The 26,473-nt window shown below is 45.8% G+C and carries 27 protein-coding genes; 25 read left to right on the forward strand and 2 right to left on the reverse strand.

Annotated features, from left to right (window positions below; all coding sequences use genetic code 11):
* Window positions 1-55: 55 nt before the first annotated feature.
* Genes rsgA through BO48_RS00395 form a run of 4 tightly spaced genes read left to right on the forward strand, consistent with a single transcriptional unit; the run spans window position 56 to window position 2,903 of the window.
* Window positions 56-919, forward strand: coding sequence for a ribosome small subunit-dependent GTPase A (rsgA, locus tag BO48_RS00380; protein WP_496365460.1), 864 nt, complete (start codon window positions 56-58; stop codon window positions 917-919).
* 1 nt (window position 920) lies between these two features.
* Window positions 921-1,565 (forward strand): ribulose-phosphate 3-epimerase, encoded by a 645-nt coding sequence (gene rpe, locus BO48_RS00385; protein ID WP_496365461.1) that lies wholly within the window; start codon window positions 921-923, stop codon window positions 1,563-1,565.
* 3 nt (window positions 1,566-1,568) lie between these two features.
* A complete protein-coding gene (locus BO48_RS00390) occupies window positions 1,569-2,186 on the forward strand; it encodes a thiamine diphosphokinase (protein ID WP_496365462.1) in 618 nt (205 codons plus the stop codon).
* Window positions 2,187-2,201: 15 nt separating this feature from the next.
* Window positions 2,202-2,903, forward strand: a complete 702-nt coding sequence (locus BO48_RS00395; protein WP_496365463.1) for a DUF554 domain-containing protein — start codon at window positions 2,202-2,204, stop codon at window positions 2,901-2,903.
* 333 nt (window positions 2,904-3,236) lie between these two features.
* On the opposite strand, the gene rpmB is transcribed toward BO48_RS00395, so the two are convergent.
* The gene (rpmB, locus tag BO48_RS00400; RefSeq protein WP_496365464.1) at window positions 3,237-3,425 is read right to left on the reverse strand and encodes a 50S ribosomal protein L28; all 189 of its coding nucleotides are present in this window, start codon (window positions 3,423-3,425) and stop codon (window positions 3,237-3,239) included.
* Window positions 3,426-3,779: 354 nt separating this feature from the next.
* Here rpmB and BO48_RS00405 point away from each other — a divergent pair, with 354 nt between their 5' ends.
* The 6 genes from BO48_RS00405 (at window position 3,780) to BO48_RS00430 (ending at window position 10,089) form a co-directional block, all read left to right on the forward strand.
* Window positions 3,780-4,148 (forward strand): Asp23/Gls24 family envelope stress response protein, encoded by a 369-nt coding sequence (locus BO48_RS00405; protein WP_052256654.1) that lies wholly within the window; start codon window positions 3,780-3,782, stop codon window positions 4,146-4,148.
* 20 nt (window positions 4,149-4,168) lie between these two features.
* On the forward strand, window positions 4,169-5,824 hold the full coding sequence (locus BO48_RS00410; protein ID WP_496365817.1) for a DAK2 domain-containing protein: 1,656 nt from the start codon (window positions 4,169-4,171) through the stop codon (window positions 5,822-5,824).
* 70 nt (window positions 5,825-5,894) lie between these two features.
* Complete coding sequence (gene sdaAB, locus BO48_RS00415; RefSeq protein ID WP_496365465.1) at window positions 5,895-6,560, forward strand: L-serine ammonia-lyase, iron-sulfur-dependent subunit beta; 666 nt, start codon at window positions 5,895-5,897, stop codon at window positions 6,558-6,560.
* An 18-nt stretch (window positions 6,561-6,578) separates the two neighbouring features.
* Window positions 6,579-7,451, forward strand: a complete 873-nt coding sequence (gene sdaAA / locus BO48_RS00420; protein WP_496365466.1) for an L-serine ammonia-lyase, iron-sulfur-dependent, subunit alpha — start codon at window positions 6,579-6,581, stop codon at window positions 7,449-7,451.
* 1 nt (window position 7,452) lies between these two features.
* Window positions 7,453-9,423: an ATP-dependent DNA helicase RecG gene (gene recG, locus BO48_RS00425; protein ID WP_496365467.1), complete on the forward strand. Its 1,971-nt coding sequence runs from the start codon at window positions 7,453-7,455 to the stop codon at window positions 9,421-9,423.
* Entirely contained in the window at window positions 9,424-10,089 is a 666-nt protein-coding gene (locus tag BO48_RS00430) for a class A sortase (protein ID WP_496365468.1), read from the forward strand.
* A 75-nt stretch (window positions 10,090-10,164) separates the two neighbouring features.
* Here the strand turns inward: BO48_RS00430 and BO48_RS00435 are convergent, their stop codons facing one another.
* A complete protein-coding gene (locus BO48_RS00435) occupies window positions 10,165-11,352 on the reverse strand; it encodes an NADH-dependent flavin oxidoreductase (protein WP_496365469.1) in 1,188 nt (395 codons plus the stop codon).
* A 167-nt stretch (window positions 11,353-11,519) separates the two neighbouring features.
* Here BO48_RS00435 and BO48_RS00440 point away from each other — a divergent pair, with 167 nt between their 5' ends.
* The 15 genes from BO48_RS00440 to ffh all read left to right on the forward strand — a co-directional run bounded on the left by BO48_RS00440 (window position 11,520) and on the right by ffh (window position 26,469).
* Window positions 11,520-12,530, forward strand: a complete 1,011-nt coding sequence (locus BO48_RS00440) for an LLM class flavin-dependent oxidoreductase (protein WP_496365470.1) — start codon at window positions 11,520-11,522, stop codon at window positions 12,528-12,530.
* A 22-nt stretch (window positions 12,531-12,552) separates the two neighbouring features.
* Window positions 12,553-12,885: a glycine cleavage system H family protein gene (locus BO48_RS00445; protein ID WP_496365471.1), complete on the forward strand. Its 333-nt coding sequence runs from the start codon at window positions 12,553-12,555 to the stop codon at window positions 12,883-12,885.
* A gap of 78 nt (window positions 12,886-12,963) precedes the next feature.
* Entirely contained in the window at window positions 12,964-13,737 is a 774-nt protein-coding gene (locus BO48_RS00450) for a protein-ADP-ribose hydrolase (protein WP_496365472.1), read from the forward strand.
* A gap of 16 nt (window positions 13,738-13,753) precedes the next feature.
* Window positions 13,754-14,635, forward strand: a complete 882-nt coding sequence (locus BO48_RS00455) for an SIR2 family NAD-dependent protein deacylase (RefSeq protein WP_496365473.1) — start codon at window positions 13,754-13,756, stop codon at window positions 14,633-14,635.
* A gap of 5 nt (window positions 14,636-14,640) precedes the next feature.
* Window positions 14,641-15,663 (forward strand): lipoate--protein ligase, encoded by a 1,023-nt coding sequence (lplA, locus tag BO48_RS00460; RefSeq protein ID WP_496365474.1) that lies wholly within the window; start codon window positions 14,641-14,643, stop codon window positions 15,661-15,663.
* Between the two features lie 133 nt (window positions 15,664-15,796).
* On the forward strand, window positions 15,797-16,369 hold the full coding sequence (gene fapR / locus BO48_RS00465; protein WP_496365475.1) for a transcription factor FapR: 573 nt from the start codon (window positions 15,797-15,799) through the stop codon (window positions 16,367-16,369).
* Window positions 16,362-17,339, forward strand: a complete 978-nt coding sequence (gene plsX, locus BO48_RS00470) for a phosphate acyltransferase PlsX (protein ID WP_496365476.1) — start codon at window positions 16,362-16,364, stop codon at window positions 17,337-17,339. Before fapR ends, plsX begins: the two co-directional genes overlap by 8 nt.
* Entirely contained in the window at window positions 17,339-18,244 is a 906-nt protein-coding gene (gene fabD, locus BO48_RS00475) for an ACP S-malonyltransferase (protein ID WP_496365477.1), read from the forward strand. Before plsX ends, fabD begins: the two co-directional genes overlap by 1 nt.
* Window positions 18,237-18,974, forward strand: coding sequence for a 3-oxoacyl-[acyl-carrier-protein] reductase (gene fabG / locus BO48_RS00480; protein WP_496365478.1), 738 nt, complete (start codon window positions 18,237-18,239; stop codon window positions 18,972-18,974). The genes fabD and fabG overlap by 8 nt, the downstream gene beginning before the upstream one ends.
* Before the next feature lie 33 nt (window positions 18,975-19,007).
* Window positions 19,008-19,241 (forward strand): acyl carrier protein, encoded by a 234-nt coding sequence (locus BO48_RS00485; protein WP_052256638.1) that lies wholly within the window; start codon window positions 19,008-19,010, stop codon window positions 19,239-19,241.
* A gap of 102 nt (window positions 19,242-19,343) precedes the next feature.
* On the forward strand, window positions 19,344-20,093 hold the full coding sequence (gene rnc, locus BO48_RS00490) for a ribonuclease III (RefSeq protein ID WP_496365479.1): 750 nt from the start codon (window positions 19,344-19,346) through the stop codon (window positions 20,091-20,093).
* Between the two features lie 10 nt (window positions 20,094-20,103).
* Entirely contained in the window at window positions 20,104-23,643 is a 3,540-nt protein-coding gene (gene smc, locus BO48_RS00495) for a chromosome segregation protein SMC (protein WP_496365480.1), read from the forward strand.
* A 27-nt stretch (window positions 23,644-23,670) separates the two neighbouring features.
* Window positions 23,671-24,786: a signal recognition particle-docking protein FtsY gene (gene ftsY, locus BO48_RS00500; protein WP_496365481.1), complete on the forward strand. Its 1,116-nt coding sequence runs from the start codon at window positions 23,671-23,673 to the stop codon at window positions 24,784-24,786.
* On the forward strand, window positions 24,779-25,120 hold the full coding sequence (locus BO48_RS00505) for a putative DNA-binding protein (RefSeq protein ID WP_496365818.1): 342 nt from the start codon (window positions 24,779-24,781) through the stop codon (window positions 25,118-25,120). Before ftsY ends, BO48_RS00505 begins: the two co-directional genes overlap by 8 nt.
* A gap of 2 nt (window positions 25,121-25,122) precedes the next feature.
* A complete protein-coding gene (gene ffh, locus BO48_RS00510; protein ID WP_496365482.1) occupies window positions 25,123-26,469 on the forward strand; it encodes a signal recognition particle protein in 1,347 nt (448 codons plus the stop codon).
* Window positions 26,470-26,473 lie beyond the last annotated feature (4 nt).

The raw sequence follows: 26,473 nt of genomic DNA on the forward strand, positions 1-26,473 counted from the left end.
TTACCACAACCTGTGAACTGTTATAATTGAAGTATTATAGTATTTGGGGTGAGTTATGAAGAAAGGCCAGATTATAAAAGCATTGAGTGGATTTTATTATGTAAAATCGGATGATGAAATTTATCAGACGCGGGCACGCGGTCTGTTCAGAAATACTTCCGAATCACCGCTTGTCGGGGATATCGTCGAGTTCCAGATTGAAAATGAGACTGAAGGCTATATCACTTCGATTAATGACCGGAACAATTTTCTCAACCGTCCGTCAGTTGCCAATATCGACCAGGTGTTGATTACGATGAGCCTGTTTTCTCCGAAGTTCAGCTTTTATCTGCTGGACCGCTTCATCGCTTATGCCGAAGTCCATGATATCAATCCCGTCATCATAGTGACGAAGATCGATTTGTCAGATGATCCGGAGCTTGTTGAAAAGATTCAGGACACATATTCGATGTATCCCGTTTACTTTACGGATAAAATCAATGTGAATGAAGAGTTACTGCCCATTTTTAAAAATAAACTGAGTGTCCTCGCCGGTCAGTCGGGTGTCGGTAAATCGACGCTCATCAATACGATACTGCCGGAAGCGGAACTGATCACAGATGAGATTTCCGATAAGCTGAACCGGGGCAAGCATACGACACGTCACGTCGAACTGATTGAGATTGCGGGGGGGCTGATTGCAGACACACCGGGTTTCAGTACGATTGATTTTGCTGCGATCGATAAATACAATCTGATGTACTGTTTCATCGATTTCAATGACTACAGCGACCGCTGCAAGTTCAGGGAATGCATGCACATCAATGAACCGAAGTGTGCCGTGAAGGATGCGGTGGCGTCGGGGGAACTCGCACAAACAAGATATGACAGCTATAAACAGATATTTGAAGAAATTGAATCCAGAAAAGAGAGGTATTGACATGAATAAAGTACTCCCGTCATTATTAGCAAGTGATTTTTCAAAATTAGGTGAAGACATTAAAACTATGGAAGCGGCCGGTGCGGATATTTTCCACCTGGATATTATGGACGGCCAGTTTGTGCCGAATATTTCATACGGCCTGCCGGTCGTTGAAGCGATCAGCAAATCATCGAGCATTCCTTTGGATGTGCATCTGATGACTTTGAACCCGGATCAGTTTGTCGATGAATTCAAATCATACGGCGTCGATATGCTGTCCTTTCATATTGAAGCGACAGATCATCCACACAGAGTGGTCCAGCTGATCAAAAGTAAAGGCATGAAAGCCGGTATTGCACTGAACCCGCACACACCGATCATCAGTGTGAAGCATCTGTTGAAGAACGTGGATTTTGTGCTGATCATGACTGTCAACCCGGGCTTCGGCGGTCAGAGCTTTATTGAAGAAGGTCTTGAAAAGATTGCCGAGCTGAGTGCGATTAAAAAAGAGAAAAATCTTGAATTTGATATTGAAGTGGACGGCGGAATCAATAATGACACTGCGAAACTGTGCAAGGACCAGGGTGCGAATCTGCTCGTCAGCGGTTCATTTCTCTTCAAGGCAGAGGACAAGAAAGCGACGATCGAGGAGCTTAGAAGCTAGGACATGCATATCAATGTACTCGTCAGAGAGACGAACACTTCAATTGAAGATATTACGGAAACTCCGTGGGCCGGTGTCGACCACGGTGTTTATTTATTGCTGAAAGACGGGATCATGCCGAAGTATACGTATGGCGATTTTGACTCCATTACTGAAGCCGAGCGTCAGTTCATCGATGAAAAACTCGAAATCAATCCGGTCGAGAGTGAAAAAGATGATACCGATCTCGAGATTGCACTTTTAGATCTGACTGGAAGAGGGTATACGTCAATCGATGTGTACGGTGCGACCGGCGGCAGGCTGGATCATCTGCTCGGCAATACGCAGATGCTGCTGCATGAGAAGTTGACAGATGTTAAAATCCGGATCATCGATACGCAGAATGTGGTGGAACTTTTGAATAAAGGCCGTCATGATGTGTTGAAAAATGAGAATATGAAATACGTTTCATTTCTCCCGATGTACGACGGGACAAGGCTTACACTGGCGCAGTTTAAGTACCCGCTCGATGCAGCAGAGCTTTCCCTGGGCTCGACGCTGACCATCAGCAATGAATTTACAGGTGAAAAGGGCGTTGTGGAAACTTCAGAGCCCATTTTAATGATACAATCTATTGACTAGTTTGGAGGTGCCATGATGATATTACTCGGTGCTATAGTGAACGCCCTCGCCATATTCGTCGGGGGTCTGCTCGGTCTTATATTTACATTCATACCAGAAACAATTAAAGACTCCATAATGAAAATTCAGGCATTGGTCATTATGACACTGGGCATTCAGATGGTGGTAGGCGCTGAAGCAATCATCGTCACGCTGCTCAGCCTGATCATCGGGACGATCATCGGTGAAATCATTCAGCTCGAATCGCTGCTTAACAGATTCGGACACTGGATGGAGATTAAACTGGGGGACAAACACTCCGGTAATTTATCCCAGGGCTTCGTCTCCGGTACACTTGTATTCATCGTCGGCGCCATGGCGATCGTCGGTGGTCTGGATGCCGGACTCCGCGGCTCGAATGACGTGCTTTATACGAAAGCGATGATGGACTTCTTTATCGCGATTGTAATGACGACGACGTACGGTCTCGGTGTCATCATCTCAGGCGTGCCGACTCTGATCTACATTTCAATCATCATACTGTCCGCACAGGGCATCGCAGTTGTCGTGCCCGATGAAATTCTGCAGCAGGTCATTTTCCAGGTCAGCGCCACAGGTGGTGTCATTCTGCTTGCGATCGGCATGAACATGATGAACATTACGAAGATGCGCGTCGGAAACATGATCCCGGCAATTTTTGTCGGCATGGTCATGGTGTATATCATCAATATCATTTAATTGATTGTTTGAGTATGGAGGCGCAGCCCTTTGGGGCTGCTTTTTTGATGTTTGGATGAGACGTGTTTGGATGATGGAATCCGGGGTGTTTAGATGAGGGCCGGAAAAGGTTCTGACTAAACGTCTGACGTGAACAATCTGCTCACTCAGCTCAAAATATGATGTCAAATGAGCAGGCGGAAGCGAAATCTGCTCACTCAGCACTAAATATCACCCTGAGGGAGCAGCCCACAGCATAACCATCATCACCGCCGCCCCATCCCTCACACAAAATAAAAAACCCCTCGCCTGCTGAATTGAAATCCAGCGGGGGAGGGGTCTTTATTTTAAAAATTAAACGCGTTCAACAAGACCTGATTTTAAAGCACGAGCTGAAACCCATACTCTTTGTGGTCTGCCGTCGACCATAACTCTGACTTTTTGCAGGTTGGCACCGAAACGTCTTTTACTTGCGTTCAAAGCGTGTGAACGGTTGTTGCCTGTAGCACTTTTACGTCCAGTGTAGTAGCATTCTTTAGTCATATCGTACATCTCCTTTATTAACAAAGTTCATTTTAATTTGATTGTATCTTCATCAACATACTACAATATAATACATTAATTATTGCGCTGTGTCCAGTGGAAATCGCTATAGAACAATGACTGATGACGCTTATAAAACAGATTTTTTCAAATAAAACCCTCCATATTCGGTATAATAAAGTCATCAATCGGCCGATAATGCTTTTAACTTGCAGCGCAATAAATTATAATCGGTGTATATGCTTATAAAATCTGAAGAGAAATTAATAAACAAATTTGTAAAAACATACTTTTTCATCTTGTAATTCACAGATGTTATTGATTATAATTAAATGATGTATTGGAGGCGAAGTAATGACACTCGAAATTAAGAACGAACTTGGATCCATTGATATTGCGATAGATGTCATCGCAAATATCGCCGGCGGCGCTGTAGTGGAAAGCTACGGTGTTGTTGGTATGGCATCAAAACATCAGGTGAGAGACGGTTTTGCCGAACTGCTCGGGAAAGAAAACTACTCCCGCGGAGTGGTTGTAGAGAACAATGACGGGCTTTTGGATGTTGATTTATACATCATAGTAGGATATGGTGTAAAAATCTCGGAAGTCGCAAATAATATACAGACAAGTGTAAAATACAGACTGGAAAAAACTTTTGGATTGACTATAAATACGATTAACATTCATGTACAGGGTGTCAGAATGATTAATACGGACGAGTAAGCTGGGAGGACTTAGACGATATCATGAATACGATAGATGGTGTAATTTTCAAGGATATGATTTTAAGCGGTGCTGATAATTTAAGACAGCACGCTGATTATGTTGACTCATTGAATGTTTTCCCGGTGCCGGATGGTGACACTGGAACAAACATGAATTTATCTATGACTTCGGGCGCAACTGAAGTCGAGGACAAAAATATAGAACATATTGGAGAAATGGGGAAACATTTCTCAAAAGGACTGCTGATGGGCGCCCGGGGCAACTCAGGCGTTATACTGTCACAGTTGTTCCGTGGATTCTCGAAGGCGATTGAAACTGAGGAGACTGTGGATGCGAAAGTTTTCGTGAACGCATTGGACCAGGGTGTGAAGACTGCCTATAAAGCAGTGATGAAACCTGTTGAAGGTACAATACTTACAGTGGCGAAAGATTCAAGTGAGAGAGCCGTTCAGGCAGCTGAAGAAACCGACTCACTGATAGAAGTCATGGAAGCTGTGGTAGAAGAAGCGAAAGTCTCACTCGAACGCACACCGGACCTGCTCCCTGTATTGAAGGAAGTCGGCGTCGTGGACTCCGGCGGCCAGGGGCTCGTCTATGTATATGAAGGTTTTGTTGCCGCATTAAAAGGTGAAAAAGTGGAAGTGGCAAAAGACGCTGTGGATACGGATACTTTCGTCAATGACGATCATCAATTTGATGATTTCATGACAGTGGAAGATATCGAGTACGGGTTCTGTACCGAGTTCATGGTGCGTTTCGAAGACGGCAAACGCAGTTTCAATGAAGAGGAATTCCGCAATGAGATGAGCGAATTCGGCGATTCACTGCTCGTTATATCTGATGATGAAATTGTCAAAGTCCATGTACACACTGAAACGCCCGGCGAGGCAATGACTTACGGTTCATCCTATGGTGAACTGATTAAGATGAAGATTGAGAACATGCGCGAGCAGTTCAGAGATATCCAATCTAAAAAGCAGAGTAAAGACGTTGTGGAAAATAAAGAACGCCAGTCCTATGATACTGCAATCATTACCGTATCTTCAGGAGACGGCATCAGAACACTGTTTGAAAGTGTCGGCGTGACGCATGTCATTAACGGCGGACAGACGATGAACCCTTCCACAGAAGATATTCTCAACACTATTAAAGATGATGATGTTAAACAGGTCATCATCTTACCAAACAATAAAAATATCATCATGGCGGCAGAACAGGCGCAGCAGATGCTCGACATCCCGGCGATTGTCATTCCTACGGTATCGATACCGGAAGGTCTGTCAAGCATGCTGATGTTTTCACCGGATGCGACGCTTGATGACAATAAGGCGTCGATGAACGCAGCACTTGAGCATGTGAAGACCGGCCAGGTCACATATGCAGTCCGCGATACATCCATTGACGGCGTCGAAATCAAAAAAGATCAGCATATGGGGATCAATAATGGTAAAATCAATTTAGCAAGTGATTCCAAGAGTGAAACTCTGGAAAGTCTGATCATCAATATGCTCGATGAAGAAAGTGAAATCGTAACGATCATCATCGGTGATGAAGGGTCGGAAGATGAAGTGGAATCCATCGTAGAGAAATTGGAAGACACTTACGATGAAATCGAATTTGAAGTGCATGATGGACAACAACCAGTATACAGTTACCTAGTTTCTGTTGAATAGATGCCAGAATGTTCGTATGCCACATCAGTGAGAACACTGATGTGGTATTTTTGGAAATGGAGGTTATATTATGAAATATAAAAGTGTTTTTGATATTATCGGCCCGGTAATGGTCGGCCCTTCTTCTTCGCATACAGCCGGTGCGGCGCGTATCGGACTGCTTGGTAGAAAATTATTCGGACATACACCGGAGCATGTGGACATACACCTGTACGGCTCATTTAAGGATACTTATCAGGGGCACGGGACCGATGTGGCATTGATCGGCGGCCTGCTCGGGTTTGATACTGACGACAGCCGTATCATCAAAGCGAAAGAACATGCGGATGAACAGAATCTACGGACGAATTTCATTTTGCATGAGGAAGAGAGAAGCCACCCGAACACTGCAATTGTCGACCTGGTCAAAGGTGACGACCGTCTGAAGCTCGAAGGGATTTCGATTGGCGGCGGTAAAATCGAACTCGTGAGCATCAATGACTATGAAATCAATATTTCAGGCAACTACCATTCACTGCTTGTCTTCCATGAAGATACGTTCGGAACGATTGCACGGGTGACGACAGTGCTCGGCAATAATGAAATTAACGTGAGCCAGATGAATGTTTCGAGAAAAGAAAAAGGCGACATTGCACTGATGACTATCGAGCTCGATGAAGAGATCAGCGAAGCGGTCATTCAGGAAGTGGAGAATATAGATGGTGTTGAACGTGTAATTGAGATGGCTGACGATTAATATTTAGGAGGTAATATTATGTTTAATAGTATTGCACAATTAATAGATATGGCGAATTCTGAAAATAAATCTATCAGTGAGATCATGATAGAGCAGGAAATGAGAGTTTCCAAACGTTCTTATCTGGAAGTATATCAGGATATGGAACGCAACCTTGACGTTATGCAGAACGCCGTGGACGAAGGCATCGGCGGCGTGGCGAGTAAGACAGGCCTGACGGGCCATGACGCTGTAAAGATGAAAAAGTACATCGAGAGCGGCAAAGGCTTAAGTGGGGATATGAACCTCCTTGCGATTGCCTATGCAGTCAGTACGAATGAAGTGAACGCGGCTATGGGTAAAATATGTGCGACACCGACCGCGGGTTCTGCCGGCGTGGTTCCGGGTGTTTTATTTGCACTCAATGAACAAAGAGACTTGTCAAAAGAAGATATGGTCAGATTTTTATTTACATCAGGCGCACTCGGGTTCGTCGTTGCGAACAACGCGAGCATTTCCGGTGCAGCGGGCGGCTGCCAGGCTGAAGTCGGCAGTGCGAGTGCGATGGCGGCAGCAAGCCTTGTTGAAGCGGCAGGCGGCACGCCGGAGCAATCCGGCCACGCGTTTGCGATAGCGCTTAAAAATATGCTCGGGCTCGTCTGTGACCCGGTGGCAGGCCTTGTTGAAGTGCCATGTGTCAAAAGAAATGCGGCCGGTGCATCCAACGCACTGACAGCAGCGGATATGGCACTTGCAGGCATCGAATCAAGAATTCCGGCAGATGAAGTGATTGAAGCGATGTATAAGATCGGTCTGACAATGCCTTCAGCGCTCCGTGAAACGGGACGCGGGGGCCTTGCAGCAACGCCTACAGGCAACCGTCTGATGCAGGAAATTTTCGGAGAAGAATAAAATGAGCGCGATGTATGAAGTCATCACATCAAAAACGAGTGTCAGTCAACTGAATGGTGTGGGTGAAAAAACAGCAGAAAAACTTCATGCGCTCGGTATAGATGATGTGAACGATGTCGTCTTCCATCTGCCGACCGGCTATGTGAACCAGTCGGTCGTCGATTTAAGGGAGGCGGAGCATGACGCTTCCATAACAGTGGAAGGGACCGTGGTGACCGAACCGAAACTTGCTTTCTACAGGCGCGGCATGAGCCGGCTGACATGTTTCATGGATATTAACGGCATCCATACGAAAGTCGTCTTTTTCAACCAGCCGTATTTGAAGGAAAAGCTGATCATCAATGAATTTGCGCGGCTCTACGGCAAGTTCAATAAGAATAAGCTGGAAATAAACGGCCAGAAGCTGATATATGATACGTCTCCAGGCTATACAGTACGGTACAGTCTGAACAAGACGATGCATGCCAAGACGTTCAGCAAATTCGTGCGTGAAGTCTTTGAAAACTATGACTTCAACCATGATTTGCCTGAAACGATTAAAAGCAAGTATCAGCTCATCCCTTTGAGGGAAGCTTTGTTCCGGCTGCATTTCCCGTCGGATACAGACGGTCTGCACCAGGCAAGGCGGACGATTAAGTTTTATGAACTGTATCAGTTCCAATTGAAGCTGATGCATAAAAGGCAGAAGGAACGCGTACGGAATGAACATTACATCATCGACTATGACATTGATGCACTGAAACGTTTTACACGCACGCTGCCGTTCGAACTGACAGGTGATCAGAAGACGAGTGTCAATGACATCTGCAGGGACTTCAAGCAGAATGTGTCGATGCACCGGCTGCTGCAGGGTGATGTCGGGAGCGGTAAAACGATCGTTGCCGGCATATGCGTGTATGCGGTCAAAACAATCGGCGAACAGAGTGTTGTCATGGTGCCGACCGAAGTGCTTGCAAACCAGCACTATGAATCATTCAAAGATACGTTCAAAGAAGAACTGACAATAGAAAAACTGACAGGAACAACTTCAAAAAAAGAGAAAGCACGTATTTTGGAAGATCTTGCGCTCGGCAACATCGATCTGTTGATCGGCACGCATGCACTCATCGAAGATGATGTCGTTTTCAACAAATTGTCTTTCATCATCATTGATGAACAGCACCGTTTCGGTGTGAATCAGAGACAGAAACTACAGAAGAAGTCTTACCGTAAAAATATTTTATACATGACGGCGACTCCGATTCCACGAACGCTGTCGATTACCACTTTTGGTGACATGGATGTGTCCATCATCCGTGAGATGCCGAAAGGCCGTAAGCCCGTCATCACTTCATGGCATACATTTGATGCGCTCGACTACGTCATGGATGAAGTGAGGGAAGCGCTCAATGCGGGGCACAGCACGTATGTGGTCGCGCCGCTGATTGAGGAATCGGAAACGCTTGACTTGAAAAACGTCAATGAAATCTATCAGACATTCATCAGTGCTTTCGGTGAAGAAACAGTGGAGCTTGTCCACGGCAGGATGAAGCCGGAAGAGAAGAACAGTGGCATGGAACTGTTTGAAACGTTACAGAAAAAAGTGCTGATTTCGACGACAGTCATCGAAGTCGGCATCAACGTGCCGAATGCGACGATGATGGTCATCTTCAACGCAGAACGCTTTGGGCTGTCGACACTGCATCAGCTGAGAGGACGTGTCGGGCGCAGTGACAAACAGAGCTACTGCATGCTCGTCAGCCAGCCGCAGACGGATAATGCCAAGCTGCGGATGGAAATCATGACGTCGACATCGGACGGTTTCGAACTGAGTGAAAGGGATCTTGAAATGCGCGGACCGGGTGATTTCTTTGGTGTCAGACAAAGCGGTTTGCCGCAGTTCAAAGTGGCAGATCTGACAGAAGATTACCGTATGCTTGAGTATGCAAGAAAAGAAGCGGTCAGCGTATTTGAACAAATGGGAGGCGTCTAGATGAGAATGATCATGAGATTGGCCGGTGTGCTGCTGATTGCAGCAGCTGTCGTGTTATTTTTCTGGCAGGATATACAAGAACATTTTACCGACAGGGTCAATGACCGAGTCATCGAAGCATTCCAGAACGGCGAAAAGGAAGTCGAGGTCAATTCGGTCGAAAGTTTTATTACAGGCATTGAACCGGACGCTTCAGCGAATACGGAAATGGCAGAAGAAAAGGATAATATCGATACACGGGGCATCAATATCAGTGATGATATGGCCGGCGTATTGAATATCGACAGCGCAGATATCAGTGAGCCGCTGTATTACGGTCCTGTAACAGAGGCGAAAATGCGCAACGGCGTTTCATTCGTCCATGAAGATGACCATCTGGATATGCAGAACATACCGATTTCCGGCCATCGTGTGGAAGGCGCCGGAATACGCTTCAACTACCTTGACCGGGCCGGTGTCGGTGACACGATTGAACTCGTGACAAGAGAAGACGTCAGGGAATATGAAATCACTGAAATTTTCAATGTGGATCCCTCCCAGGTCGAAGTGATGGACCAGAACGGGGACGACCCTCAGGAACTGACGCTGATTACATGTGATTCATATAATCCGGATACACTCCTGTTTGAAGAGCGAATGATCGTCAAAGCCGAAATCGTAGAATAGTTTCTATAAAATAAAACAACCCCGATTCCATGTTGAGATGCCTCTCATGTGGAATCGGGGTTATTTTTATAAAAGTTATTTATCTTCTGCGAGTGCTCTCAGCTCATCCCGCGTTTCTTTCGGCAGTCCTTCGCCGTAGTCCATCATGCGGACAATATCTTTGAATGCCGCTTTCGGTATTTTAAGATCATCCAGTTCATCGATGGTGAACTGGAGGTCAATCTCATCTTCCCGGCCCGCTTCAAGTTTGTTGACGAAGTCGGGTTCAGTGATGAACGGGCTGGACGCACCGACCATATCGGCGTAATCGAGCGCTTCAAGCGCCTTGTCGGGACTGTTGACGCCGCCGGTCGCCATCATCGGGATTCTGCCTTTAACATGTTCGTAGACGACTTCATTGACGAGGCGCCCTTTATTCGGTCCCTCGGCACGGACTTCGTTCTGGTAGATGTTGCGGCCCCAGCTGGCGATTGCAAGATAGTGGATATCTGTAATCTCCTCCGCCCGCTCCATGAATTCCAGAAATTCATCCACCGTATAGCCGATTTCGCTGCCGCGTGTTTCTTCCGGGGTGCCTCTGAAACCGAAGATGAAATCTTCCGGTGCGTCTTCCTTGATGACGTCGCTCACCGCCCGGATCACTTCAAGACCGAAGCGGGATCTGTTTTCAAGCGTGTCCGCACCGTACTCATCTTCACGCCGGTTTGAAAACTTGGAGAAGAATGTCTGGATCAACAGACGCTGTGCAGCGGAAACTTCGACACCGTCGAACCCGGCTTTGATGGCACGCCTTGTTGCATCGGCATATTGCCGGATGACTGCATCTATTTTGCGTTTGGTCATCGGCAGCACCTGGTGTTTGACCGGTACGTTCAGTTCCATGAAGCTCGGCCCGTAAACGACACCGAGGTCGAGTATCGCCTGATTTGAGAATCTTCCGGCATGCGTGAGCTGAAGAATCGCTTTGGAACCATCCTTTTTCATCGCATCCGCAAGTTTTGTAAGTCCCGGGATCGTCCGGTCGTCACTGACACTGAATCCGTACTCGAAAAGCTGACCGTAAGGTTCGATGTACGCCGCACCCGTGACCTGGATCGGTGCAGAGTTTGCACGGCGGGCGTGATAGAGTTCATCTTCCTCCGTCACATGGCCTTCTGCCGTCGATGAGTTCGTGATCATCGGTGAGAGGACGAAGCGGTTTTTGAGTTCAATTCCGTTTTTTAACTTTAAAGGTTCGAATAATGGTGCATATTTACTGTTCATTTCCTGGCTCCTTTAATCAGCTGGCTGACAATTTTCATTACTTTAAAATTAGCAATAGAATGCCTTTGTGTCAATGAATGGGAAATGCATACCATTGACGGTAAATTTTAAGGAAGTTATAATAAGTATGTTAAATATTTGCATTGAATGCCAAAGGATTTGTGTGAATGGTAAAACTGAATGTACTTGATTATGCAGTAGTGGATGAAGGCAGGTCACCAAAAGAAGCGATAGAGGAAACTGTAGCACTGTGCAAAAAGGCGGAAAGCCTTGGCTATCACAGATTCTGGATGGCGGAGCATCATGATGTCAGCGCCTTTGCAAGCAGCAGCCCCGAAATGCTGATGATGCATCTGCTCGGAAAGACTGAAACGATCAGGCTCGGTTCAGGCGGCGTGATGATTCCGCATTACAGCCCGCTTAAAACCGCCGAGAATTTCAGAATGCTCGAGACGCTATATCCAGGCCGCGTCGACCTCGGTGTCGGCAACACGATCGGCACAAAAATCGTCAACCGGGCACTGAATGAAACACGGCGCAGAAAGCAGCGCTATGAAGATAATATCAGCGATATTATAAAATACGTCACGAATACGGATGATGCCGAACACCGCTACAACGACTTAACGGCAAACCCGGTGGGCCCGGACAACCCGGAAATGTGGATGCTCAGCACGAGCGTCCGCTCCGCGGAAACTGCCGCCCGCCAGGGCACCGGCTATACATTCGGCCTGTTTCCGTACGCGTCAGAGGACAAGACGGAAATCGGACAGGAGGCAATCCGTGTTTACAGGGAGAATTTCAAGCCGTCAGCCGTCATGGAAGCACCGACGGTCATGGTTGCCCCTTTTGTTGTCGCAGCGGACACCGAAGAAGAAGCCGATAATCTTGCACGTGCACTCGACCTGTGGCTGCTCGGCAAAGATAATTTCAGTGAATTCGACCGGATGCCTTCAGTTGAAACTGCTGAAAATTATCCTTATACTGAAACAGACAGGAAAAATATTCAAAGCAACCGCACGCGCATGGTCGTCGGGGATAAAGAAAGCGTCGCAGCACAGCTCACGTCGATTACAGAGACGTTCGGTGCAGATGAACTGCTGCTCATCCCGCTCATTCCCGGCGCACAAAACAGGCACCGTGCACTGGAAGCAATCGCTTCTCAATTTAAAATATAAAAATGAAGAAAGTAGGATCAGAATGAAAAAATTGGCGAACTATTTATGGGTTGAGAAAAACGGAGAGGAATATACACTGATAATGACACCGGAACTTCAGGACGATGTGGGAACGGTCGGATTTGTCGAGTTCACGGAAAATAAAACCGTGGCAAAAGATGACTCGCTTCTTGAACTTGAAGGTTCCAAGACAGTGTTGGATCTGACATCTCCGCTTGCTGGTGAAGTTGTTGCTATCAATGAAAAGGCTGAAGACTCACCGGAGCTGTTGAACTCTGCAGACCCTGCAGAAAGCTGGGTTGTGAAGTTGACAGGCGTTGATGAAGCTGATTTTAATGCACTTGAAAATGTATAAGTGTCAGTAAATTTAAATATTAGCTTGCATTCATATGTCACGGCATAGAATGTAAGCTTATTTTTTAGGAATCAGGTGATGATCATGTCCCGGCAGGGAAGACTGAACTATTTAATTTCATATATGCAAAAAGAAAAGAATATAACAGAAACAGTGCCTGAAAATTTTAACGCGGCGTTTGAAATGTTCCGCGGTCTTGCGAACGAACGTCCGCCGGCTTCGGTCACGGATGAATTCATAGAAGTGCAGGATGCTTTTTTAAAAGAATACAATGATGTGGGTGTGACAGATTCTGAGTCACTTACGCCGGTTGCAGACCACCTGTATTTATGGCAGGGGGACATTACGACACTCAAGGCGGATGCAATCGTCAATGCTGCGAATCCGGACATGCTCGGCTGTCTCATACCGAACCATAACTGTATCGATAATATCATCCATACGAAAGCGGGCGTTGAACTGCGTCTGGAATGTGCAAAGATAATGGAGGCACAGGGCAGAAAAGAAGCAGTCGGCAGGGCGAAGCTCACTTCCGGCTACAACTTGCCGGCCGCTCATGTCGTGCACACCGTCGGCCCGTATGTGAAAGACGGCAAAGTGTCGCCGATGAAGGAAGATCTGCTCAAAAAATGCTATATGAGCTGTCTGAAGCTTGCCGACAAGGAAAATCTGTCGAATATCGCATTCTGCAGTATATCAACAGGTGTCTTCGGTTTCCCGAAAGAAGCAGCGGCGAAGATTGCGGTCGATACGGTCAAAGAATATTTGCACAGTACCAATTCTGAACTTGAAGTCATCTTCAATGTATTTGATGATGAGGATTTTGATATTTACAGGAGACATCTAACTTGAGGAAGGTCGTAATTCTATGAATAATTGGAAGACGTTAGAAACAGAGAATGATGAAAGCAGAATGCTTGCAGGACTGATCGATGAAGCGGATGCGGTAGTCGTCGGCATCGGTGCCGGCATGTCCGCAGCAGACGGATTTACATATATCGGTGATCGTTTCAAAAAGAATTTTCCGGACTTTATTGAAAAATACAACTGGTTCGATATGCTTCAGGCGAGCCTGTTCGAGTTTCCTTCAAGACAGGAGTACTGGGCGTTCCAGAGCCGCTTTGTCGAGCTGAATTATTTGGATCAGCCGGCGGGGGAAGGATATATCGCACTCAGAAAAATGCTCGAAGGAAAGAAATACCATGTCATCACAACCAATGCTGACAATGCTTTTTATGCGGCGGATTATGATATGGATAAAGTATTTTATTATCAGGGTGAATATATTTTATGGCAGTGTTCGAAGTTCTGTCATCAGCAGACTTACCGTCACGATGATCAGATCCGTGAGATGGCAAAGGTGCAGGAAGATATGGAGATTCCGTATGAACTCATTCCATACTGCCCGGAATGTGATGCACCGATGGAAGTGAACAAACGCACTGCGGATAAGGGAATGGTCGAAGACGATGATTTCGAAGCGGACCGCACGAAGTACAATGCATTTCTCGAAGAAAACAGTACGGGCAAAGTGCTCTATCTGGAAATCGGGGTCGGCTATACAACGCCCCAGTTCATCAAGCATCCGTTCTGGAGAATGACCCGGAGCAACGCGGATGCACTTTACGTACCGATGAACCAGAAATCCTACAGGACACCAAAAGCTGTCAGACCCCAGACTGTGGCACTGACCGGCGATATCCAAAAGAACATTTTAAATGCACATAAACAATTAACATATGAAGGATGATCTGAATGTATCTGATCGAACCATACAGAAACGGTGAATATATTACTGACGGTGCGTATGCAACTGCACTGCAGGTGCATGTCCAGCAAAACATATTTCTGGATGACGGCATCATTTTCCCATACTACTGCGACCCGAAGCTTGAAATCGGCAGATTCCAGAACGCTGCTGCCGAAGTGAATCAGGAGTACCTGGACGAAAACGGCATCATGCTGATGAGACGGGAAACCGGAGGCGGTGCAATTCTTGTCGATGACGGCGCAGTGAACATCTGCTTCTTAGTTTCCGAGGACAGCGGCGTGTACGGGGACTATAAGAAAATGTACGAGCCGGTCATCCAGGCGCTTAAAAACCTGGGTGTAAAAAATGTCGAGCAGAGCGGCAGAAACGATCTCGTCATCGACGGAAAGAAAGTGTCCGGCGCGGCGATGACACTGACGAAAGGCCGGGTTTATGGCGGATTCTCACTGCTGCTGGATATCAACCCGGAAGCGATGGTTCAGGCGCTCAATCCAAACCGCAAAAAGATTGAATCCAAAGGAATAAAGTCCATCCGCTCCCGTGTAACCACGATTCGTGAACATCTGGCACCCGAATATAAAGATGTGACGACGTCCGAATTCAAAGATCTTATGATCAAAGAACTGCTCGGCCTGAAAGATATGGATGAAGCAAAACGTTATGAACTGAAGGATGAAGACTGGCAGGCGATAGATAAGCTTGTGGAAGAGAAGTATAAAAACTGGGACTGGAACTACGGCAAGTCCCCGCAGTATTCCTACAACAGGGATGCGCGTCTTACGCCTGGGACAGTTGAAGTGTCCCTCGACATAAAATCAGGTAAAATCCGCAGCTGTTCGATTTTCGGTGACTTTTTCGGCAAGGGCGATATTAAAGATGTTGAATCCGCGCTTGTCGGAACACGCGTCGAAAGAGATGAGCTTGAGTCGATGCTTGAGACGCTGGACCTCAGTCATTACTTCGGTAAGATTGAAACACGTGAACTTGTCGATCTGATATTAAGCTAGGCCATACTTAGAAGAGCGCTTTCAGAAATGGGAGTGCTCTTTTTATTTTCTTTAATTCTTATAAAATTATTTGAAATCCTAAATACACTTATATATACTGATTTTAGTACCAACTACTAAATGAGGTATCAATATGGCTAAATATAAAAAAAGTGAACGGCAGGAAATACTGCTCGAGAGAATCAGCGAAGATCCATTCCTGACTGATGAGAAGCTTGCAGAAATCTTCAGCGTCAGTATTCAGACCATTCGTCTTGACAGACTGGAGCTCGCGATACCGGAACTCAGGGCGCGCATTAAAAATGTCGCGACTGAAGAAGTGGACAAGATTAAAAGTCTGTCACTGCAGGAAGTGACCGGTGAGATTATTGATATAGAATTAAATTCACAGGCATTAAGTTTGTTCATCATTGAAGAAGGGCATGTATTTGAAAGAAATGAAATCGCAAGAGGCCACTTTTTATTCGCGCAGGCCAATTCATTATGTGTCGCAGTAATCAATGAACCGCTTGCTTTAACCAAAAGTGCCAACATCGAATTTAAAAGACAGGCAAAATTACATGACAAAGTCATATCGAAGGCGATTGTAAACGATATGGATAATAATAATGCCTCCATTACGGTTGAATCCAAAGTGGAAGGCAGATTGATTTTTAAAGGACAATTTGAAATGTATTATTCGAATGAGGGTGATAATAATGGTTAAAATTGCGGTCGATCTGATGGGCGGAGATAACGCACCGGAGGCAATCGTCGACGGTGTGATGAAAGCAGTGGAGGCGGACACTTCCATTGAAATTCTCGCCTATGGTTTAAAGGGCAGTTATACAGGCTCCCATCCGCGGATTCAATTCATCGAAGTGACTGAAAAAGTGGAGTCTGAAGATGACCCGGTAAGGGCGGTCCGCAGAAAGAAAGACAGCTCTTTAGTGCGTGCAGCAAAAGCGGTTAAAGACGGAGAAGCAAAAGCGTGCGTCTCCGCCGGAAATACCGGGGCGATCATGAGTGCGGGATTATTCGTTGTCGGCAGAATCAAAGGCATCGAACGCCCGGCAATCGCATCCATCATTCCGAACACTACAGGTAAAGGCATCATGCTTCTTGATATGGGCGCAAATTCCGATAACAAGCCGAAACACCTGTATCAGTTTGCAGAGATGGCAAGCATCTACATGGAAGGCATTGAAAACAGAAAGAACCCGGAAGTCGGGCTGATCAATATCGGCAGTGAAGACAATAAAGGGAATGAAGTGACAAGAGGCGCATTCGACCTGCTGAAAGAGAGCGACTTGAACTTCACAGGAAATTTCGAAACACGCGACATCATTTCCGGCACTATCGATATCGCGGTAACAGACGGATTTACAGGCAACATCGTATTGAAGACGATTGAAGGTACTGCGAAATCCATGATGACCGAAGTTAAGGAAATTTTCTTGAAAAACACGAAGAACAAACTGGCCGCAGGGATTCTGAAAAAGGATTTCGGCAGTATAAAAGATCTGCTTGATTACAGAAAGGTCGGCGGCGCACCGCTGCTCGGACTGGACGGCTATGTTCTGAAAGCGCACGGCTCAAGTGACGCGCTCGCATTTCATAATGCTGTAAAGCAGTCGAAACGCATGGCGGAAAGCGGTGCACTGGATAAAATCAAAGAAAAGGTCGGTGATGAATAATGGCTGAAATCATTTTATTCCCGGGGCAGGGTGCCCAGTACAGCGGAATGGCGAAAGATCTGTATGAGAACAATCCGCGTGCAGAAAAAGTTTTGAACGAAATTTTCAATGAGCTGGATTTCGATCTTAAGTCGATCATGTTTGAGGAGGACGCACGCCTCAATTCGACAGAGTACACCCAGCCGGCACTGTTTGCACATTCACTTGCTGTCATCGCAGCAGCAGACATTAAAGGCGACTTTGTGCTCGGTCACAGTCTCGGTGAGCTTCCGGCATTGGTACACGCGGGGGTGCTGTCTCTTTCCGACGGTGTGAAGATCGTTCAGAAACGCGGCGAGCTGATGAGCCGGAGCGAAGGCGGAAAAATGGCAGCGGTCATCGGCATGGATTATGCCGATCTTCTGGAATTATGTGAATCTGTCTCCGACGATACGCTCAAAGTGTCTCCGGCGAACATCAATGCACCGGACCAGGTCGTGGTTTCCGGTGACGGAGAAGCGGTGGATGCTTTTTCAGAGAAGGCAAAAGATCAAGGCGCGAGACGCGTGATGCCATTGAACGTCTCAGGCGCATTCCATTCACATCTGATGAAAGAAGCTCTGGATGAATTCAGAACATTCGTAGAGGACATCGAATTCAAGGATGCGAACATCCCGGTCATACAAAACGTCAGCGCCCAGCCTGAAACGGACGGCGAAACGATTAAAAAGCAGCTGGTGGAACAGATGACAAGTCCGGTAAGATTTGTCGAATGTATTGAAACCGCAGCTGAAAACGGTGTGACAGGCGGAATTGAAGTCGGTCCTAAAAAAGTATTGAACGGTCTGACGCGTAAAATCGATAAATCAATAAAAGTTAAAAATATTGATACATTAGATCAGGTAAAGGAGTATTCAGATGACTAAAACAGCATTAGTAACAGGATCTTCAAGAGGAATCGGCAGAGGCATCGCTCTTGAGCTCGGCAAAGAAGGGTACCATGTCATTGTCAATTATTCAGGATCCGAAGATAAGGCCAATGCAGTTGTCGAAGAGATAAAAGAAGCGGGCGGCAGTGCAGAAAGCTACCAGTGCCACGTGGAAATCTTTGATGATGTCAAAGCGATGATCAAACATATCACGGGTACACACGGTTCAATCGACCTTGTCGTCAACAATGCAGGCGTCACCAAAGATGGCCTCTTGATGAGGATGAAAGAAGCGGACTTCGATCGTGTAATTGACGTGAACTTGAAAGGGACTTACAACGTGATCCAAAACGTTACACGTCCAATGCTGAAACAGAAGTCGGGCAAGATCATCAACATATCAAGCATCGTCGCATCACTCGGCAATGCCGGACAGGCAAACTACGTCGCTTCAAAAGCGGCGGTCGACGGACTGACACGCTCAGTCGCCCGTGAACTGGCGCCAAAAGGTGTCACGGTCAATGCGATTGCTCCCGGTTTCATCGAAAGTGAGATGACAGATGTGCTGTCTGATGAAATAAAAGACGGCATGCTCAGCCAGATTCCGTTGAATCACTTCGGAAATGTTAAGGATATTGCAGATACTGTGAGCTTCCTTGCAAGCGACAAAGCGAACTATATTACCGGGCAGACAATTCACGTCAATGGCGGTATGTACATGGGATAATCGCTGTGATATTATTAAAGGGAGGTGAGATATATGGCAAACTTTGACAAAGTAAAAGACATCATTGTCGACAAACTTGGAATTGATGAAGAGAAAGTCACTAAAGATGCATCTTTCAAAGATGATCTGGGTGCAGATTCATTGGACATTGCAGAACTTGTTATGGAACTTGAAGATGAATTCGAAATGGAAATTCCTGATGAAGAAGCTGAAAAGATTCTTACAGTCGGCGATGCTCTTGACTATATCGAAAAATTAGAAAAATAATGAAAAGAGATAAAATCCACTTATTCAAGTGGATTTTATTTATGAAATTCTTTTCTAAACCATATATTTTGGATAAAATGGACAGACAGGGGTGAACGATAGATGAAAGCAATCTTTAACAGGGTGAAAAAAGATAAATATGCACTCGAAAAAATTAACAGTTTCAATACTATATTCAAGGATTTTCAAAAGCGGATCAATATGGATCTTGGTGAGCATCCGATTTACCAACAGGCGTTTATGCACAGTTCTTTCATAAACGATCTGAACTTGAATAAAATATACAATAATGAGCGCCTCGAATTTCTCGGCGATGCTGTACTAGAATTGATGGTGTCAGACTTCATTTACAAAAAGTTCCCGGAATTACCGGAAGGAGACTTGACCAAACTCAGAGCAAACATTGTGTGTGAACCTTCACTTGTAGTATTCGCAGTTAAATTAAAAATGCCGGAGCTCATCATCTTAGGAAAAGGTGAGGAAAAGACGGAAGGACGCAGCCGGCCGTCAATCATCTCAGATACGTTTGAAGCATTTTTAGGTGCACTTTATTTGCAGGAAGGGCACGAGAGGGCAGAAGCCTTTTTGCAGGATTATATCTTTGTAGACATCAAAGATGCCCACTATAATGCGGTCGTGGATTATAAAACTTTATTACAGGAAGAAACGCACAAGAAGTATAATAAAGAGCTGCAGTACAAACTGCTGAAAGAATCAGGGCCGAGCCATAATAAAAGTTTTGAGAGCGGCGTCTTTATAGACGGCAAACAGCTTGGCACCGGCCACGGCCGTTCAAAAAAGGAATCAGAGCAGCGTGCTGCTGAAAACGCATTGTTCGCGATTCACGACTAGGAGTAAGTAAATGGTTTATTTAAAATCGATTGAAGCGGATGGTTTCAAATCATTTGCCAATAAAGTGGATATAAAATTTGACAGTGGGCTGACGGCGGTTGTCGGACCAAACGGGAGCGGTAAAAGTAATATTACGGATGCCATCCGGTGGGTGCTCGGTGAACAGTCGGCAAGATCAATCCGCGGTGTTAAGATGGAAGACGTGATTTTTAACGGTACAGATTCAAGAACACCGATGAACGCAGCGAAAGTCAAACTGCAGCTGGACAATGAAAGCCGGACATTGCCGGTGGAGTCGGATGAAGTGAATATTATGCGCAAGCTGTACAGAAACGGTGACAGCGAGTATTTCATCAATGATGAACGTGCGCGCCTAAAAGAAATTACCGAGCTGTTCCTCGATTCAGGTCTCGGTAAAAATGCATACAACATCATTTCCCAGGGTGAAGTCGAGTCGCTGCTGAAAGCGCGTGCGGATGAGAGAAGAGTACTGATCGAAGAAGTCGCCGGTGTGATGAAGTATAAGAAACGCAAAAAAGAATCGGTGAAAAGACTTGAGGAAACAAGAGACAACTTAAGCCGTGTCAACGATATTATTCAGGAACTGTCGGGCAGAGTGGAAAAACTTGAAATCGAAAGTGCCAATGCGGAAGAATATCTTGCATTGAAAGAAGAGATGAAAAAAGCGGATATCGAGGTCAATGTGTACGATATCAACCACCTTCTGAAACGACTTGAAACTGAAAATAAGACGGTTTCTGATTCTGAGCAGCAACTGAAAAAGTATCAGCAGCAGACTGCTGAGCTCGACCGGGAATTGGCAGAACTCAGCACAAGCCGTGACACCGAAGATACGACTTCAAGAACGCTCAATAAAAAGATTGTGGAAACTTCGAAGAAACTGGAACAGCTGAATGGGAAAATCGCTCTTTTTGAAGAGCGTAAATCCAATAAAGGCCAGATGAAGGAAGATTTATCCGAACGGCTGGAGACAAACCGTGCCGAACGGGAAAAGCTGGACGGTCTGGTCCATGAATTAAGCGATGAACTGGCAGACTATGACAAAAAACTTAAATCCCTGAAGGAAAGTCTGGACGAAACAGAACAGAAAAGAACATATTTAAGCGAAGATAACAGCGATGAAATAGAAAACCTGAAAGATAACTATTATGAACTTATGGTTGAAAAGACCACGCTTGAAAATGAGCAGAAAAGAAATGAAGAAATACAAAATGATCAGAATTCCCACTACAGCCTGCAGAAACTGCGTCTGGAAGAGCTTCAAAAAGAGGTCTCCGAATACGAAACCGAGCTGAAGGACAAACAGGACGCCTTTGAAAAAAGTGAAGCACAGTTAACGTCTCTCAGAGAAACTTATAAAGAGAAGACAGCGGACAGAGACAGACTGAACAGTTCATACCATGAAGAGAATGCGAAGCTTGAAAAAAGCATCCAGTATTATAATCAGCAGAAATCAAAGCTGGATATGCTGAAGACGGTCCAAAACGAATACAGGGGCTATTTTCCGGGTGTCCGTGCCGTCCTGAAAAATGATGGCCGGCTGAATGGCGTAATCGGCGCGGTTGGTGAGCTGATCGATGCCGAATCAAAATACGTGACAGCACTTGATACGGCGCTCGGCGCCGCGAGCCAGAACATCGTCATGCAGCGTGAGAATGATGCTAAAAAGGCGATTCAGTATTTGAAGAACTTAAAACGCGGTTTTGCGACATTTCTGCCGCTTGATGTCATAAAAAGACGTCAGCTGAATCAGCAGATTCAACATACCATGGACAATTCTGAAATCAAGGCGGAAGTGCTTGCGGATGTCGTCAATATTGACCCGGCATATGAAAATATTATTTGGCATCTGCTCGGTACGACACTCGTCGTCGATACAATTGATGATGCGAGTGCCGTGGCAAGGGAAACCAGCCACCGTGTGAAGATTGTGACGCTTGACGGGGAGACCGTCTTCCCGGGCGGTGCAATGAGCGGCGGTTCCAAACAGTCTAAAGGCTCCGTTTTGGAAACTAAAAATGAAATCGATGAAATCAGTAAAAAACTGTCGGAATATGACAGCCTGATTGAAGCGCAGAAGAAAAAAGTCGGCGATTTAAGCGGCAGCATCACAGATATTGATATGAATGTCGCCAAGCTGGAAGATGAAGGCAGAGAACAGGGGGACCGGTTCGAAGAATTGAAGCGCCGGGTCTCATCACTCAGCTATCAGCTTGAGTCAAGGCAGGAAACTCTGATGATGATCACTGATGAACTGTCTTCAAGGCAGCAGCAGAACGATGGCGCGGATTTCACTGAACAGATTGAAAGGAAAGAGCAGGAACTTAAAAACCTGGATGAGCGCATCCGTCTGATCAGTACATCCGATAAGGATAAGAAGACGGAACTGAAACTGTTGTCCGATGAATATAATGCGATACAGAATGAAATGACAAAAACGACGGAACGCCACAATTACAAGAAGAGCGAGTATGCAAGGCTGAATGAACAGCTGCAGGAAGTGACAGAAGTGATCGAGGATATTGAAAATGAGCAGGAGATCATTTCTCTCGACCTCACGACACTCGACGTCCGGACGCTTGAAACTGAACAGAAGGCGCTGCAGGCAGCGCTCGATGGTCTGTATGAAGAAGCGGATGACATATCTGAAAAACAGCACAGCCTGAAAGTTTCATATCAGGAAAAGAGTGCGGAGAGAGAAGCAATATACCGCGAATCTGAAACGCTTCAGGAAACACTTCGTACAGCTACGGGTCAGAAAGAAAAGCTCGATACACAGCTCGAGCAGAAGCTGCAGTATTTATCGGAGAATTATAAGACGACTTATGAACATGAGAGCGGTAATTTCACCGAATTCACTGATATAGATAATAAAAGGCTGCAGATCAATTTAAATAAAAAGAGCATCGACGAACTCGGCCCTGTCAATATTGGTGCGATCGAAGAGTTCAAAACAGTCTATGAGCGTTACCAGTTCCTGAAAACCCAGCAAGAGGATCTGCTTGATGCGAGAGAGACACTGCTTGAAGTCATTTCAGAAATGGATGATACGGTGGCAGAACGTTTTGAAACTGCGTATCATGAAGTGAACCATCATTTCGGCGAAGTATTCAAGGAGATGTTCGGTGGCGGACTCGCTGAACTGAGACTGACCGAAGAAGATGACTTTTTAAATTCAGGCATTGAGATATATGCACAGCCGCCGGGCAAGAAATTATCCAGCCTCTCACTTTTATCTGGCGGAGAAAGAGCGCTGACGGCAATCAGCCTTTTATTCAGCATGCTGAAAGTAAGAGTAAGTCCGTTCATCATTCTGGATGAGGTTGAAGCGGCACTGGATGAGACGAATGTGGTGCGTTATGCGCAGTACTTGAAAAAGCTTTCCGAAGATATACAATTCATTGTGATTACGCATAGAAAAGGTACAATGGAAGAGGCGGACAGATTGTTCGGGGTGACGATGCAGGAACGCGGCGTCAGCCAGCTGATCAGTGTGGATCTGAAAGAATATGACGAAGCCAATGTGTAAGACTGACTAATATAGAGGTGTATATAAATGGGTATTTTTGATCGTTTTAAAAAGAAATTCAGACCTGAGAAGAAGACGGAGGACCTGCCGTCGGCAGAACACCAGAATGAAAAACTGGATGACGGTCTGATCAGCATTGATGAATTCGAGGAATGGGAGCAGGAACAGCTCGCCTATAAGTTCAAAGCGGGACTTGAGAAGAGCCGTGAGAAATTCCAGTCGGAAATCAACCAGCTGATGTCGGTCTACCGTAAAGTGGACGAAGACTTTTTCGAGGCGCTTGAAGAATTACTGATCGGCGCAGATGTCGGGTTCAACACAGTGATGGAACTGACTGACGAACTCAGACAGGAAGCAAAACTTAAAAACATTACCGAAACAGAAGATTTAAAAGAGACAATCGTTGAAAAAATGGTAGAAATCTACGAACGGAATGACAATCTGTCTGAAGAAATGAATATTCAGAAAGACGGTCTGACAGTCATTCTTGTTGTTGGTGTCAACGGTGTCGGCAAAACGACGAGCATCGGGAAACTTGCACACAAATATAAAAACGAAGGCAAGTCTGTCATGCTTGCTGCCGGTGATACATTCCGTGCCGGTGCAATCAACCAGCTCCAGGTCTGGGGGGACCGTGTCGATGTGGAGGTCATCAGACAGGCTGAGGGCAGTGACCCGGCAGCAGTGATGTTTGACGCGGTCAATGCAGCGAAGCGGAGAGGCACGGATGTTTTAATCTGTGATACTGCGGGACGTCTGCAAAATAAAGGGAACTTAATGAATGAACTCGGCAAGATGAAGAAAGTCATTCAGAAAGTTGTACCGGATGCACCGCATGAAGTGCTGCTTACTCTTGATGCGACCACCGGCCAGAATGCTCTGATCCAGGCGAAATCATTCAAGGAAGTGACAGACGTTACGGGTATCGTGCTTACGAAGCTTGACGGCACTGCCAAAGGCGGTATCGTTCTTGCGATTAAAAATGAGCTTGGTATTCCGGTTAAATTCGTCGGTCTCGGTGAACAGCTGGATGACCTTCAGGAATTCGATGCTGAAAACTACGTTTACGGACTCTTTGCAGATATGATCCATCAGTCTGAAGAGCTGGATACAGCAGAAGAAGCCAGTGATAAAAATGACTGAAGAACTTGAAAGAACGACCCGGATAAACTATTTATATGATTTCTATCATTCACTGCTGACCGAAAAACAGCGCGCCTATGTGGAACTTTATTACCTGGAAGACTACACTTTCAGTGAAATTGCAGAAACTTTGGATGTGACAAGACAGGCTGTTTATGATAATTTAAAACGTACTAAAGATCTGCTTGAAGACTATGAAACAAACTTGGAGCTGTATCATGATTTCACAAAGAGACAGCAGTATTATCAACAGATTAAAGAGTATGCACAAGATGGAAATGTCAGTAAAATAAACGATGTTATAAATGAACTTGAAACTCTGGAGGAGGAGTAACAATGGCTTTTGAAGGTTTAGGAGAACGACTCCAGGCCACGATGGACCGTGTGAAAAGTAAAGGTAAGGTCACTGAATCAGACGTTAAAGTGATGATGCGCGAAGTGCGTCTTGCACTGCTTGAAGCGGACGTCAACTTTAAAGTGGTCAAACAATTTATAAACCAGGTACGCGCGCGCGCACTCGGCAGTGATGTCATGCAGTCACTGACACCCGGCCAGCAGGTTATTAAAATTGTAAAAGAAGAACTCACGGAACTGATGGGCGGAGAAAATCAAAAGATCAATCTTGCCCAGAAACCGCCGACGGTTATCATGATGGTCGGTCTGCAAGGTGCCGGTAAAACGACGACAGCCGGTAAACTGGCACTGCATTTAAGAAAGAATTTCAATAAAAAACCAATACTCGTAGCGGGCGACATATACCGTCCGGCAGCAATCGACCAGCTGGAAACAGTCGGTAAACAGATTGACGTACCGGTTTTCAACCTTGGCGACAAGGTGAAGCCTCAGGAAATAGCGACCAAAGCGCTCGCTCATGCCAAAGAAGAGCACCTGGATACTGTCATCATCGATACTGCGGGCCGTCTGCACGTTGATGAAGACTTGATGAATGAGCTGAAAGATATCAAGGAGATTTCCAACCCTGATGAAATCATGCTTGTTGTCGACTCCATGACCGGTCAGGATGCGGTCAATGTTGCGGAATCATTTAATGATCTTCTGGACATTTCCGGTGTCACTCTGACAAAACTCGACGGCGACACACGGGGCGGTGCGGCGTTATCCATCCGTTCAGTCACTGAAAAACCGATCAAATTCATCGGTGTATCCGAGAAGATGGACGGACTCGAATCATTCCACCCGGACCGTATGGCACAGAGAATTCTCGGTATGGGCGACATGATGTCCATTATCGAAAAAGCACAGTCCAATGTGGATATGGACGAGCAGAAGAAAATGGAGCAGAAAATTAAAGATCAGAGCTTCACTCTTGATGACTTCCTCGAACAGATGGACCAGGTGAAAACTCTCGGGCCTCTGGATGAACTGCTGAAAATGATGCCCGGTGCGAATAAGATCAAGGGTCTCGACAAGATGCAGATGAGCGGTAAGGAAATCGACCACGTACAGGCGATCATTCGTTCAATGACGATGGAAGAGCGTGAAAAACCTGAAAAACTCAATGCGAGCAGAAAGAAAAGAATCGCAAAAGGTTCCGGCCGCTCACTTCAGGAAGTGAACCGTCTTCTGAAACAGTTCAATGATATGAAGAAAATGATGAAACAGATGACAGGCGGCAAAGGCAAGAAGAAAAATCCATTTGGAAATATGCAGCTGCCATTCTAAAATA

The organism is Lacicoccus kunmingensis DSM 17847 (assembly GCF_059568765.1).